At 27.0% G+C, this 14,669-nt stretch carries 11 protein-coding genes; 4 read left to right on the top strand and 7 right to left on the bottom strand.

What is annotated here, in order from left to right; genetic code table 4:
- Positions 1-113: 113 nt before the first annotated feature.
- Positions 114-827, bottom strand: coding sequence for a Bax inhibitor-1/YccA family protein (locus tag C4B24_RS03140; RefSeq protein ID WP_131599280.1), 714 nt, complete (start codon positions 825-827; stop codon positions 114-116).
- A 163-nt stretch (positions 828-990) separates the two neighbouring features.
- Positions 991-1,302 (bottom strand): hypothetical protein, encoded by a 312-nt coding sequence (locus tag C4B24_RS03135; RefSeq protein ID WP_131599278.1) that lies wholly within the window; start codon positions 1,300-1,302, stop codon positions 991-993.
- A 179-nt stretch (positions 1,303-1,481) separates the two neighbouring features.
- Here C4B24_RS03135 and C4B24_RS03130 point away from each other — a divergent pair, with 179 nt between their 5' ends.
- Both C4B24_RS03130 and C4B24_RS03125 read left to right on the top strand, forming a co-directional pair.
- Entirely contained in the window at positions 1,482-1,982 is a 501-nt protein-coding gene (locus C4B24_RS03130; RefSeq protein ID WP_131599276.1) for an HNH endonuclease, read from the top strand.
- Positions 1,972-2,505: a dihydrofolate reductase family protein gene (locus C4B24_RS03125; RefSeq protein ID WP_131599275.1), complete on the top strand. Its 534-nt coding sequence runs from the start codon at positions 1,972-1,974 to the stop codon at positions 2,503-2,505. Before C4B24_RS03130 ends, C4B24_RS03125 begins: the two co-directional genes overlap by 11 nt.
- A gap of 160 nt (positions 2,506-2,665) precedes the next feature.
- Here C4B24_RS03125 and C4B24_RS03120 read toward each other — a convergent pair whose 3' ends face one another.
- A complete protein-coding gene (locus tag C4B24_RS03120) occupies positions 2,666-3,601 on the bottom strand; it encodes a leucine-rich repeat domain-containing protein (RefSeq protein WP_131599273.1) in 936 nt (311 codons plus the stop codon).
- Between the two features lie 67 nt (positions 3,602-3,668).
- Between C4B24_RS03120 and C4B24_RS03115 the strand changes: the two genes are divergently transcribed.
- Positions 3,669-4,379: a hypothetical protein gene (locus C4B24_RS03115; protein ID WP_131599271.1), complete on the top strand. Its 711-nt coding sequence runs from the start codon at positions 3,669-3,671 to the stop codon at positions 4,377-4,379.
- Positions 4,380-4,716: 337 nt separating this feature from the next.
- On the opposite strand, the gene C4B24_RS03105 is transcribed toward C4B24_RS03115, so the two are convergent.
- The 4 genes from C4B24_RS03105 to C4B24_RS03090 all read right to left on the bottom strand — a co-directional run bounded on the left by C4B24_RS03105 (position 4,717) and on the right by C4B24_RS03090 (position 9,855).
- On the bottom strand, positions 4,717-5,280 hold the full coding sequence (locus C4B24_RS03105; RefSeq protein ID WP_131599267.1) for a hypothetical protein: 564 nt from the start codon (positions 5,278-5,280) through the stop codon (positions 4,717-4,719).
- A 437-nt stretch (positions 5,281-5,717) separates the two neighbouring features.
- A complete protein-coding gene (locus C4B24_RS03100; RefSeq protein WP_131599265.1) occupies positions 5,718-6,476 on the bottom strand; it encodes a hypothetical protein in 759 nt (252 codons plus the stop codon).
- 247 nt (positions 6,477-6,723) lie between these two features.
- Complete coding sequence (locus C4B24_RS03095; protein WP_131599263.1) at positions 6,724-8,538, bottom strand: hypothetical protein; 1,815 nt, start codon at positions 8,536-8,538, stop codon at positions 6,724-6,726.
- A 402-nt stretch (positions 8,539-8,940) separates the two neighbouring features.
- Positions 8,941-9,855, bottom strand: coding sequence for a hypothetical protein (locus C4B24_RS03090; protein WP_131599261.1), 915 nt, complete (start codon positions 9,853-9,855; stop codon positions 8,941-8,943).
- A gap of 2,186 nt (positions 9,856-12,041) precedes the next feature.
- On the opposite strand from C4B24_RS03090, the gene C4B24_RS03085 reads away from it, so the two are divergent.
- Positions 12,042-14,624, top strand: coding sequence for an OppA family ABC transporter substrate-binding lipoprotein (locus tag C4B24_RS03085; protein WP_131599259.1), 2,583 nt, complete (start codon positions 12,042-12,044; stop codon positions 14,622-14,624).
- Positions 14,625-14,669 lie beyond the last annotated feature (45 nt).

Here is a 14,669-nt window from a genome sequence, read left to right as displayed (position 1 = left end):
TCGAACTCATTTCAAGTCCGAATCTTTAATATACAATTTTTGTATAATTTATTTATAACTGTAAAAGTGTTGCACTTTAAATTACAATGAAGAAAGAACCTTTAAAGTTCCTTTTATCTAATAAGTCTTGCTAAGAATCATACAAGTTGAATAAAATCAACAAGTGACGATAAACCAAACATAATTCCGTATCTTAATACAAGTTCATCATTATCATTATCGCTCATTCGCAGAACTTCATCAACTTTGGAAATTCTTCAAATATCAAATCCAACATATAAAGTAAATAAGGCATATCCCAATATCGAATATACTGTTCACAATATTCCAATTCCAGGAATAAATGCCATTATTAGACCCATCAAAATTAAACCAATCAAACTAAACATTAAAAATCTTCCAATTTTAGAGAAGTCAAATATTTGCTTGTAACCAATATAACCCATTACCAACATTGTTACAGCTGGTATTAAAAATAATAATAAAACTTTCCATGTTTGATCTTCGAAAGCATATCTCATCAAAACAATTGATAGCATAAACCCTTCAATTAATGCAAATGCTATATAAAGCATTACCAATGTTGAAACATTAACTCGCATAACTAGAAAAGATATTGCAAGCATTAACCCGAAGGCCACTATCGAAATAACAACGATTGAGAAATTCGAAGAAAAGATAGTTATTGCTACATCTTGCATTTGTGGTATTAACCCAAATACAGTGGCTACACCTAAAAGTGAAACAAGTCCGATTCCAAACCACAATAATGATGCGTTTAAAACGGTTGTCTTACTTGAAGTATAGCTTTTAGTACTTTTAAACATAAATTACACACTCCTTTATTAAATTATTATATCTCTAATTGTAAAAAATAGAAAAAAACAAATATTAGAAACAAGTTGTTTAAACCACTTTTATTAATTGTAAAAAGATATGATTAATAATAAAAATAAACCCCAAACCTATCTTGATAAATAGGTGCAGAATTTATTTTTCCTCTAAATCAAATCTATATATTTTAACTTCTTTAAGTTTTGCTATTGTTTTTTCTATTAGTTCCTCAATAACAATTTCCAATGGTCTATCTTTTATTTTTACACTAACTTTTTTAGTGTATTTTTGTTCATAAAATAAAACGTCTTGTCCAGCCTTATTTTTTTCTGTACTCATTGTTACATCAATTGAGTTTAGTATTTTCGTTGTTTTACAATTACACTTTGTGAAGTTTTTGCATTTGCATATTGCTTTACAAATTCTTTTGAAAAATTTTCTTTTTGTTTCTTTGTCAATTACTGGCATCAAAACCTCCTAATTTCTATGTGTGAATTATACTTGTTTGAGGGGATTAATTAACCAAATTAAAAGGTCGCTTATTTTAGGGGAAAAACAAGCTATGTTATTGCTAACTAATTTGATATTAACTAGATATATTTTTGTTTTATATTATTAAAGGGAAATGTTTTATATAATTGAGACATATGAAATTAACCAAAGAAGAAAAGGAGTGATTGCTTTTACCAAAAGCATTACCAATAAAATCACATTTTAAGAACCCAAGAATGTGAATGGGTAAGGAGAATTGAGATAAGGTAAGAAAAGAAGTTTATAAAAGAGCAAAGTATCTTTGTGAACTTTGTGGTGGTAAGGGTTATAAACATCCTGTGGAAGCACATGAAATGTGAATTTTTAATCTTAAGACGCTTGAACAAGTTTTACTTAGGTTTGTGGCTTTGTGTCCTAGTTGTCATAGGATTCAACACATGGGGCTCGCTGCAATACATACTCACGAGGGTAAATTAAACCCTATCAGACTTGCTTCTCATTTTAATAGATTGAGAAATACGCAATTTAGCTATAGTGAAATAAATGTTATTTCTTCAGATGTCTTTCATAAATTAAATAAACATGAGTTTAAAATAGTATTAGATAAATGCAATGATCCATTATTTGATATAAGGATGGTTGAAAATGAAATATAGTACATTTATAGCGACTTCAAAAGATGGTTATATTGCAGATGCTAATGGTAGTGTGGATTTTTTAGATAAAATTGATCCAGTTCAAACACAAAAAGAGTATTGAGAATATTATGGTTCAATAGATGTTTTGATATTTGGTTCTAAAACATACGAGTCTATCTTATCTTTTGAACTTGAAAAATGACCCTATGAAGATAAGATTTGTTTTGTCTTAACAAGCAATCCAGATAAATATCAACCACAAAAAGGAATTATATTCTTTGATAAGGGAATTGAAGAACTAACTAAAAATCACATGAAAGACTTTAAACACGCTTGAATCATGGGTGGTTCAAAAGTTATAAATGATTTTATTGATTATGGATTAATAGAAGAAATGACTATTTTTGAAACGAATGATATATTAAATAGTGGAACTGCATTATTTGAAAATAAAAAACAATTAAATAAATTTATACTTATAGAAAAACAACAATATATCAATATAAAATCAAAAAAATATATTAGAGCAAAAGTTATTTAATAACTATTTTTTTATAAAATAACTTAATTAAGTTTATAAGTGTATATAAAAACAAGCACACAACTTTATTACCCTTTATTGGATACGGGGTTGTTTTTTAATATATTTAAATATATAAAATTAAATATTAAAAAAACAAATCACGAATATGTGATTTGAATTATTTTGCATCTGTATATATCTTTTTACTATCTAGAGTATTTGAAAATACTTCTTCTGTTAGGTAATTTATTTGAGATTTTGTAGGAAATGGTGAAGCTGGTGCGGAACTTGAAGGTGAAGTAGTTGCGGGTTTATCTGCAACAACAATAAAACCTGCTCTAGCATATCATGCTTTATTTGAAAGGTCTAAATGGATTCAATCAATCACTTTACCGTTAAGATCCTCAACATGTGCACCTGCAACTAATTTAGAGTGTCCAAATGCTGTGTAATCAATTGATGAAACTGAGGCGGGCACTTTAAATCCAATCGGCAATCTTGCACTTCAAAATGCTTGCCTACCTATTGAAGTAACATTTTTTGGAATTGTAAAACCATCATTTAGATATGTGTTTTGGAATTGGTTACTTGTAATAGTTGTAAATTTTGGGTTTGTTGGTAGACGGAAACTTTTTGGTAGGGAACTATCATCATGTTTGAATGCTGCACTTTCAATATGTTCTATTGTATCAGGAACGGTAAAGCTAGGATGCATTTTTGTTTCTTCAAATGCTCCTGCATTAATTGTTTTAACTGTTGAGGGAACAACAAATCCTTCCGGTAACTTAGCATATTTAAAAGCTGAAGTTCCTACAATTACAGATCAAGCCTTTGGCATCTTAAATCCTTTTGGTATCTCTGTATTATTGAAAACATTTGCACCAATAGTTGTAACTGTATCCGGAATTTGGAAACTGCTATTTAATTTCATTCCTTTAAAGGCTCCGGCTTCAATTGTTTTAACAGTTGCAGGAATTGTAAAGTCATCTGGCAATTGTAATCCTACAAAATCAGTTGGTGAAATTTTAGTTGGATCAGCTGGTGTTATTTTTGGGCCTTTAAATCCATCTATTTCTAATTTGTATGTTGCTTTAATTTTTTTTGAGTTTTTCAAATCTGGTTGGAAGTTAAAAGTAATTGTTGCTTTAAACTTATTATTTTTAAAATCATAATTATCTTGTGTGATTTTAATATCTGAAATTTTTGAAGATAATGAATTTATTCCTAATGATTTTTCAGTTAAACCAAAATCAGCAAGGCCAGTTTGTTTAATTTCTTTATTTCCGATTTGTGAAGTTAGAGTTGTTGTAGGATTTAAATTAATTACTCTTTCTACTTCTAAAAGTGGTTTAGCTAATAAATTATCAATTGTTCCTTTTAAATTAATTCTTTTTGCTGATGCATTTGGAGTTGAAATAATTGAACTTCAATCTGCTTTACCAGTTAGTCTGTCAATTGTTCCTTTTTTAATTATTGCTGTAACATTAACGTTATCTTTAACGAATTTAACTGTTAAATCAAGCTGTGCATCTTTTGGATCTGTATTTGAATTTAAAGTTGTTGTTTTCTTTATTTCTGTTTCAATTTCTTGTGCAGTTAGATTTGCAAGAATATCATCTTCTTTTTGAGTCTCTCTTTTCGCCTTTGTACTAAATCCAGTTAATGTACCAGTTTTAGAAACTGCTGTTGAACCTGCATTTAAAACATTTGCGCTCGCTGTTCAAGCAATTGTTCCTGCATCATCATCCGCAGCACCCTTAGTTAATGTTACAGTTATATCATGACCACCAATTGCAACAATAACTGTTTGTGGAAATGGTGTGTACGCAGAAACTCTATCGGCATCCGTAAATGCTTTTGTAGCTTTAATAGAATTTTTGCCTTTGTACTAAATCCAGTTAATGTACCAGTTTTAGAAACTGCTGCTGAACCTGCATTTAAAACATTTGCGCTCGCTGTTCAAGCAATTGTTCCTGCATTATCACTAACAACACCTTTTGTAAGTGTTGCAACAATATTAATTCCACCAATTACAACAGTAACTGTTTGTGGGAACGGTGTATAAGCAGAGGCATTAATTGTATTTGTAAATTTTTGCCTTTGTACTAAATCCAGTTAATGTACCAGTTTTAGAAACTGCTGCTGAACCTGCATTTAAAACATTTGCGCTCGCTGTTCAAGCAATTGTTCCCGCATCATCGTCCGCAGCACCTTTAGTTAATGTTACAGTTATATCATGACCATCAATCGCAACAATAACTGTTCGCGGAAATGGTGCGTACGCAGAAACTCTGCTTTTGTAGCTTTAATAGAATCATTTATTAAAGCAGGTGTAAGTTTAGCAAGAGCTGCATCCGCATCTCTTTTTGCCTTTGTACTAAATCCAGTTAAAGAACCCTTCAATGTACCTGACTCTCCATTTGGTGAAGCAAGTGTTGCTGTTCATGTTATTTCACCTTTTGTTGTATCAACTGCTTCAGGAGTTAATTTAACGGTAATGTGAATGTCATTTTTTACTATTTGAATTTCTTTGGCGAAATTATCATCTTTATAACTTTGTGAATCAGTTGTGATATCAAATGCCTTCTTTGCTTTTATAACTTTATTAATGTCCGATTCATTAACTGCTGTTATAGCCTCTTTTTCCTTAGCTTTTAAAGCTACTTGTTTTTTAGCATCTTCAGATTTTTTATCGTCATTTGTTGAATCTGTTGAACCACAAGCCACAGCAGTTGAAGCTGTTAAAGCTGTAACCAATGTTATATTAGTTGCTAATAATACTTTTTTCTTCATGTTCCCTCTTTCTTTTTTAATTAAACCTAAGTCAATATTTTTATATCAATATATAGTATAAATGTTTGTTATTTTTAATGTGTAAAATACAACCTAATTATGCAAGAAAGGAATGTAATTAGTTTTTTGAGTTATTAGTTATTTATTTGAATAATTTGTACTATTTTTATTTCAAAAACTATTGTCTTGTAGTTTTTAATAACTAAAAATTATGTTTTTTGCATTACTCCATAAGATTTTGAGCATGTATTTATATATGAAAAAATGCATTTAGTGCTTGTCTTTAATCTTAAAAATAACATAAAAAAAGTATGATGGATTAACTCCATGGTTATCATCAATAAAAAAATGCATTTTATCTCTCTAAAATAAACACCTATTTTTAATTAATCCATAAAATGAGTAAATAAAAAAACCATACAGTAGGTTGTTGTAAATTAGGGTTTAAATAATGATCTTAAAAGATCAATAATTCAAAACACGATTCTCACTATTAATTTATTGTTGTCAATAAAGTATGCGCCAAGAGAAAATAATGTTCTAACAAGAAACATTAAACGAATGCTTTCGATTTCTTTGCTATCAAGTTCAGAGTCAATTAGTAAAATCATAACTCTTTTTCAAATTGTTGTTGTTCTGATGATATCTGCAATAGTATGAGAGGCAAATAATACGCCTACAGACGTCCCTATTCAAACCCAGTTGACATTATCTTTTATATTAGCATTTGAATAATCCTTTTTAGATACAAGTAAGAAAACAATAAACAGGATGTAACCAATAGTTTTAATAATTAAAGGTATTCAAAATAGTCTTCAAAGATCCTTGCTTTTATTAATTACAGCGGAGGTAACATAAGCTTGCTTTGAGGCCTCCATTAATGCTCAAATTGATTTTTTATTTGAGGTTCATGGTCTTAGCTTATGCACATTCTCTCTTTTATTATAATTTCAAAACTTAACATAAAAGAATGTGTTTTTAATTTCAACTTGTACGTTTGTTTTTTTAAAAATGTACTTGGACATTTCATATCCAGTATAGTTTTTTGAATTTTTTCTTTTAATTTGGGAATGAAAGAATCAAACTATTAATAGTGTTAATAATGTCATTAAGGTTATAAGTAAAAAGATACCAATAATTAAACTGGTTGTTCCGGCCGTACCATTTAATTGATTGCTATTAGTTTTATTATTCATATAGCCTCCTCATTTTAATTGCAAACTATGTTAAATTTGCAATTGTAAATCACCTGAAAAATGTTCAAATCATCATTTTTTTTATTTTGTAAAACTAAATTAGAAATATTAAAGAATATATTTGTGCTTATTTTAATATGCTATTATAAGTTATTAAAATAACGGACCAAAAGATTCTTAATTATTTATGTGCGATATTTGCTTGTACCACTTGCATAATCATTATATGGATATTTTATTATCTAACTTAATATAAGAAACCTCTTATCGATTGTAACTTAGCTTTTTTTAAAGAACTTCAATTATGTATTTCTATTTTTTTAACCATTAGACTATTCTCATCATAATTAAATATAGTATGAAGACTAAACACCCAACCTTGGGTAAGTCCATTACCTCTATATACTATAGAACCACCCGTTCTATTCTTTTCAGGAGAAAAAGATATAACTTGAGGAAGTCTTATGCCATGTTCTGGTGTCAATGTAATATCAATTTTGGCATAGGCATTTATTGGATTTTTTAGATAAATTTTATTATTTAATATTTGTGGGCCTTGGTTGTAAAGGGTTTCATATTCCGAAACAACATTGGTTGAGTTACCATTATTGCAAGATTTCATTTTTTTCACTAGTTTTTCCAGTCTAAAAATCCTTGCTTCATGATTATTAACTCTTTCAACTATTTTATTTAAATCATTTAAAATATTTGCAATACTATCTGCAGCAGCATAAATAGAATTACCATATTCTAAAATTAACGATTTATTATCGGAAATCTTTTTTTCTATTGTTGATAGATCAATATGATTAATAATAGAGAGAATATTTTGCAATGAACTTTCACTAGCACTAATTCTATTGGCAATTGAATCAGTTCGATTACTTAAACCAGCTAAATTTGATTTTAAATTAATGATATCATTTTGACTTTGAACAAACTTATCATACATCTCAGATTGTATTGTTTCAAGATTTGAAATGTCTTCTTCTGTTGAGTTTATATCACTCTTAATTTTCAAATTGTTTTTAATAATATTATTAATTTTTATTGAAAGAGTTGAGTCTATTGTTTTTAATTCTTCTAAAACATCATTAACACTAGATATGTCCTCATCAACTTTATCGGAAATAAATTCAATGTCAGCAGCCATTTTTGTAAATTTATCAGTTAAGCTATCTACCTTTTCAATTTGAGAAGCTTTTGATTTATCGAACTCTTTTATATGTTTATTAAGTTCTACTTTTTTATTAGAAATATTATTGGAAAGATTTAGCAAATCATTTTTTAATGATTCAATTATTTTTCTAGTTTTGGTATTATTTGAACTTAAAAGACTTATTGAATTCTTATTAGTTGAAATATTTTTTAATAAATTGTCTATTTGTTTATCAATATTTTGTGAAAAGTCTAAATAATCTTTCTTGAACTTATTATTTAATTTTTGCATATCAACAGATATATTATTTTTTATTACTTCAATAGATTTTTTGATGTTATCTATTTTTGCATCTAATTCTTTACTTGTGGAAGCAAAAATAGAGTTATCAATCTTATTGTTTAAAACTTCTTTGAAGAAATTTAAATCATGTTCCCCAACTACTCCGAGTTTTATATCTTTGGTAAAATTTGACATATTTTTAATATATTCTTGTAATTGTGTTTTGATAAATTCAACTTCTGCCTTATTTGGGATATTATCCAATTTACTAGACACATTTTTCATTACCTTATCAAGTTCATTATTAAGAATACCTATAACCTCAGTCTTAAGGTTTTTATTTCCTTTACTCGACTCATTCTTAAGTTCACTCATAATTGCTTTTTCAAATTCTTCAAAACTTTTATATGTGGGATGATCATTCCCAGGCAACTTTTCAATTTTTTCAAAAATACCTTGCATGAGATCATTTACATTTCGTTCCCCAATAATCTCTTGTCCAGGAGATTTGGCCTCATTTTTATTAATATTTTCAATAGCTACATAAGTTCCTATTCCGGCACCAGCACCAATTACTGCAGATCCTGCAAAAGCAAGGCTACCAAATAATCACTTTTTCATAATATCACCTCACTTAATTATATCATTTTGAACTAAAAATTTCTATATGTGGGAGCATTTCAATTGGTATTAAAAATATAAAAAATCAAGCAATAGAACCATTTTTTAAGGTTTTAGTTGTAAAAAATAATGTTTTAAAATATTAAAAAACAACCAAATATTTACTTGAATGCTTTTTTTGATATATTAAATTATTTATTATGTTATCTATAAATTCAAAATATAAAACAATAAAGTTTTTTTAGTTGCTCTATTAGAATATTTATTTTGTGAGGCTATTAAAATGCTAAATTAAAAGGCCAAATGGCCTTTAGTAGCCTAAAACTACATTTATTTAGTTAATTATAATAGCATTTTAATCTATACACCAATTACTCTACTATGTTATTTTGATCTTTTTTGTTAAAGATTATTGATTTTATTTATTGTATCTTCAGTTTCCCTGATTTTTTGTTTTATATTTTTAGTTACCTTGCTTCAATCCGTTATTTTTTTATTCATTACCTTTGTGCCGAATATTTTATCCACCGCTTCTAGTTTTGTTATTTTATTATCAATAGCATAAGCTTCTATTAATGGATCATTTTTACTTCCTACAATATCATTTAATTCCGACTTAGTTGAATTTATTGAATTGTTGATAGTTTTAAAGCCATTTTTTAAGTAATCTACTGATAATGATAAAGCAACATTATTTTGAGCAAATTGCACTTCGGTTTTAATTAAAATTCGACTTCATAGCAACTTAAAAGTCTCAATTAATGGTTGTACATCTTTATTTAAGGTTAAACTATGTTTTTTTGGATTTTTTGTTTTATCTGTATAAGTTATTTTAATTGGTATTACTTTGATTTGTTCCATAAGTGGCACAAGTTTACCTAAAAGTAGCTCTTTAATTTTAAAAAGACTTGAGTTAATTTCCTTTTCATTTTTATTTTTTATTGCTTTATCAAGTTCTTTAGTTGAAATAGAAACACTTGCTTGTTTTCAAATATCATATTCTTCAGGTGTTAAATATTTTTTAAACAAATCCGTTTTAATTTGTTTATTAAAGCCAACTCATTCATCATTCTTGTAATCTTTGCCTATGTTTAATGTATTTGGTGATTGTACAATTTTAAATGTTTTTTCTACAACTGGTTTTCCTTTAACTGTGAAGTTAATTTTTGGGGTTTCATCATTACCAATTGTATTCCCATCATTGCCGCTAATTTCTTCGGCACTCAAATTTGGTGTTCCACAAGAAACAGCTACAATAATTGGCAACGCAACAATTGATGCTGCTGCGATCGATCCTAATTTAATAGTTCTTTTCATAAATAATCTCCTTTTAAGTAATTGAATTATACTTTCTATTAATTATGGTTTGTTAGGTGTTATTAAAAAATATCAAAGTAAATTTTATAAAAAAAGAAGTAAAAGTAATGTAATAATTATTTATCAATAACACGCAATTTTAAATAATCTAATTAAATTTATATTCGTCTAAATTTAACAAAAAAACAAAATTTATTCCAAAAATAGAAATATCAATTTGCAAAGAATATTTACTCTACATACTAAATTTATAATGAATTCAATAAAGGGTGATAATATGATTAGTAATGAAGGAAAAAAAGAAGGGGAACATGCACAACCTAAACTTTTAAAAGAAGATTAAGCATTAAATCAAAAAATAAAAGAGATACTGATTTAAGGATTGATTTAGATCTTTCGAGTGAAAATACACGAGATATAGATATAATTTTAGCTGATTTATTCTTATATAATAAAATAGATGAAACATTAAAATGTGGACCAAAATTCAAGGAAGTGTTGAGTATATTTGTTGGCCCACCTAAAGATGAATAACCTATAAGAGATTTTTCGAATGTAACTGATTTAGAAATTATTAACGCGAAAGAATATTGAAATAGTTTCCGTAAAAAAAATTATCAAAAGAATTTTTACAATAAAAACTATAACCTTTAGTTTTCCCAACGGAGACACTTTAACATTTGATACAACTGATGAATTACTTAATTTTGAAAAACAATTCTTTAAAGAAATGCTTGGTACAGTAGTTGAATCATGAAATAATTTAGAAAATGTAAAAAAAGATATAGAAGTAATAAGGGTATCAAGTAGGGATGATGAAAACACCATTAAAAAAAACAAGTGGAATCTAATTTTAAAAATATAAAGAATGCAAAGACTCATAACAAAATTTAATCCCTATAAGTTTCAAGACATCAAAACATTAGTGTTGTATTATGATAAAAAAATGAAATGCATTGAAGGCGCTAGAAACCACATCGAAATATCGGTGTGGTGTTTTATTATTTAAATATTTTAAATTCTAATATTATGAAATCAATATTTATAATTTTTTAATAATTTAATTAAACTTTTGTTATTTTTGGTAAATTTGGAAGTGATAAACAAATTATCTTTTAAAAATAGATAAATGATATTTTTGTAGTTTGTTAGTTAACGGGTTTACCTTGGGTGAAATTGTTTGTATCATACCACCTTTATAAACCCTTTAATTTTTTAATTATCATGAAAAACTTTCGGGTACTTTTTGGACTTTTTTTATACTCTCTTAATATCTTTATTAGATTAATATTTAAAATAAATAACTTGACCCTCTTATTTTATTTTTAATAAGTTTTATTTCTATCAATCTTTAAAATTTCAATTGATTATTCAACACTTTTAATGTCCTTTTTTGGCATATTTAGCAATTTTATATTTTTATTTTTTGATATATAGTTAATATTTTTTGATAAATTTTTCTATCATTGGACCAAAATTAACGACACCTATCTCCTTTGATCTATCTTTTCTTTTATAAGTTTTGTATTTATTATTTTTTGCTTATTTTTAGTTGAGAAATAATATTCCTATTCTTCTTAATGCAATGTTATTTTTATTAGCTCTGTCTCTATATTTATCTAAATGGTTATAACAAAACTCAAAAGTGTATTATCCTTTATTTATCACACTATTTAATTGTTTCAAAGATTATAACTTCTTTTTAAATTTATATTATTTGATAAGAATATATTATTTTCAGAGTTGTGTCTTATTTTTTTATTTTAATACACATCAACACAGCCTAAATCATGAAATTTATTTGTCTAAATTTAGTTTATTTTTTAAATTTTTGCACAATTTTATAACCGATTTTAAAAATATATTTATAAGTAAATGCTATGTAAAGATCTCATTTCTTTTATATAAAATATTTAATAATTAATATGTAGGCAATTTTGTAAAATACACAATATTTAGCCTATTAAAAATTAAAAGACGAAGTAGATGCTTGCTTTTACATCATTTGTTAATAATGTTAATAAATGAAGCAAAAAGTTATTAGATTCTAGTTCTGATCATTGTTAAATTATTTTAACGGTCTCAAAACTAGGATTTCTATATCCTTGTTTTATTTTTGAAATTAAATAATAATTTGGGGTAATAAGTTAAGCGTTAGTAAAACTTTGTGAAAGGAAATTAAAATTATGAAAAAACAAAAAAGAATTGCAATTAGTATCGCTTCATCGCTAATGGTTGCAACGCCAATAATTGCCGCATCATGTGGTAGTACAAGCAAAAAGGATGAACAAAAAATCCACTCAATATATAACCAAGGCCGCAGAACGCTTCTATTATTTAGGGATAAAAGTAAGGCTAGTAAAGAGCAAAGGAGAATATGGGACTTAAGTGTTCAAGCCGTATCTTTAGCTTATAATTCAAATTATTCGCCATTAATTGCAAGTATAATTGATAAAACGGTAGAGCAATCATCACTTGTTGTTCAAGGTCCTGATGGAAAGAAAAAAGAGGTTAATAAAAAAATATCTAAATCAAGTTTTGGTACTGTGTCTTCAATTTCAACTTCTAAAAAAACTTTTGATAATTATTCTGAATTAGTTAAAAATTTATCTAGTGAAAAAACAAAAGAATTTACCTTCAAAGTAAAACCTGGTATTCATTATGTAAATTCAAAAGGAGAAGTTACGAAATATAACTATAAAGCTATAGATCTATTTTATGGGTATATAAGAGGTATTTATAATAATGCTGAAGTTCGTAAACAAGGAACAATAAATGGAAAAAATAAAATAACTCCGCTTGAAGATGCATATATGAAAAAGGTTAAAAATTCGACAGAATTTTATCAAAACGGAAAATTAAATTCAAGAGGTTATGACAATGGTAACGTATATTTAAATAATTTGTTTGGTATTGACATAAAAGCAACGATTGATGCAAATACAGGTACGAATTTTGATGAAAATAAATTTACTATTAAATTTCAATCTCCTCAAGATGCGGCTATATTAGATAACTTTTTTACACGTTCACAATTTTTCCATCCTGTATCATCTGAAAAGATTCTTGAACTTAATGGTGGATATAAAAATTTCGATAAACCTGGTAAATTTACTCAAATACTCGAATATGGTAAGCTGATAAGAAAAAATGAAAAAGTTGATCTTTCAGATTTATTAACAATTGGTAAATTTTATTTAGCCAATTATGACCGTGATACTCAAAGTGATGGTATTGTAATTAAGAAAAATGAACATTCTTATGACGAAAAATATAATAAAAATAATAGAACTTTGAAAAAAATTCAAACTATTTATTATGACCCAAAGGATGCAGATGCTTTCAATCAAGAGAGAAAGAAAAGATTTTTGGAAGATAATTCTGAGTCGCTACTTTTTGCAAATGTTAAAGAAAACTCTACTTTAATGGAAGAAATAAAGTCAAAAGGTTATGGTGAACAAAGACGTTCGTTTGAAAAGTCTTTAATTAATTCAGTTGTAATGAATCCCTGGTATATGGTTTCAACAGGTAATAAAGATGCATTACTGGATGACAATACTTCAAAATTATTATTTGGAACAACAACAAAAGATGCACAAATGAATCCTGAGGCTGATGATGAATATTTTTCAGGAAGAGGAAGAATATTTAGATCGCTACTAAATTCATCCATTAATTTATTCGGTATTTCAAATCAATGATTACCGGGTTCTAGTCTTTCTAAAGTCGCTAATTATTATGAACCTGGTCTAAATTTTAGTACAGGACAAACATTATTAGGAGCAGAAGAAAAATATCCAAGATTAGGCATTGAACATGGAATTGCCACTGATGTTGAACAAATGCAATATTTTATTAAAAATAATTCAAAAGAAAAAGATGTGTTCTTAAAGCCAACAGAAAAAAAATATGAAGCTGTTAGAGCTGGATGGAAAAATTTTATTAATAATTCTAAGCAAAAATTAGGTATAAAAGGCGATTTTGTATTCCCACTCTATGACTATAGAGGAACTGATGTAAAAGAAACGCCTGCAACTACCAATGCATATAATACAATTATAAAACAATTAAATTTAGTGACAAAAGGTCTGGGAATAACATTTAAAAAATTTGTACCTAAAAATGATAAAAATACAAATGCAATTAATAAATTTTTGACTGCACCAGTTGTTTACGTTGGTGCAGGAGCTGATTATGATTCAAGTATTTCACTAACTCAACAATTACTCAGTGCATATTACGGTTATGCATTAATGCCATATCTTGTAAGAAAAGCCTTACAATCTAAGGATAATAGTGTTCCAACATTTCTAGAAAATAATCAAAATGATTGGAATATTGATGGTAAAGTTTCGATCAAGGATTTTATTGATTATTTAAAAGTAAATAAAGATCAATATAAACATGCATTAAATCTTGGTGCATTAAATAAATTTACACTTAAAGATTGAATTTCATATAGATCCGGTGGAAACTTTAATAATGAGGACGTTAAATTAACTGTCAATGAAATAGATAGTGCAGCACAAAAATTCTTCTTTAGCATTGTAGGGAATGAAAAATCAGCAGTCAAATGAACAAGGTTATTAGGCGATTATTCAATGGCAGATAAATTATCTATCGGTTATAAAGCATACGCTTCTTTAGGTTCTAAACCAAATTCAACTATGCAAACAAATACAATATATACTGCGCCTTGATTACATCTTGCAAGTAATGCAATTGGTGAAACAATGAATCTTTTAGATACATATGTTGATTTAGAATAGAGGTGATTTAAATTTTAAAATATATTTTAAAAAGATTTGTTTTAG

Source organism: Mycoplasma marinum, from assembly GCF_004335975.1.
Classification (GTDB): Bacteria; Bacillota_I; Bacilli_A; order Mycoplasmatales; family Metamycoplasmataceae; genus Mycoplasma_K; species Mycoplasma_K marinum.
This window is presented reverse-complemented; position numbering and strand designations above follow the sequence as displayed.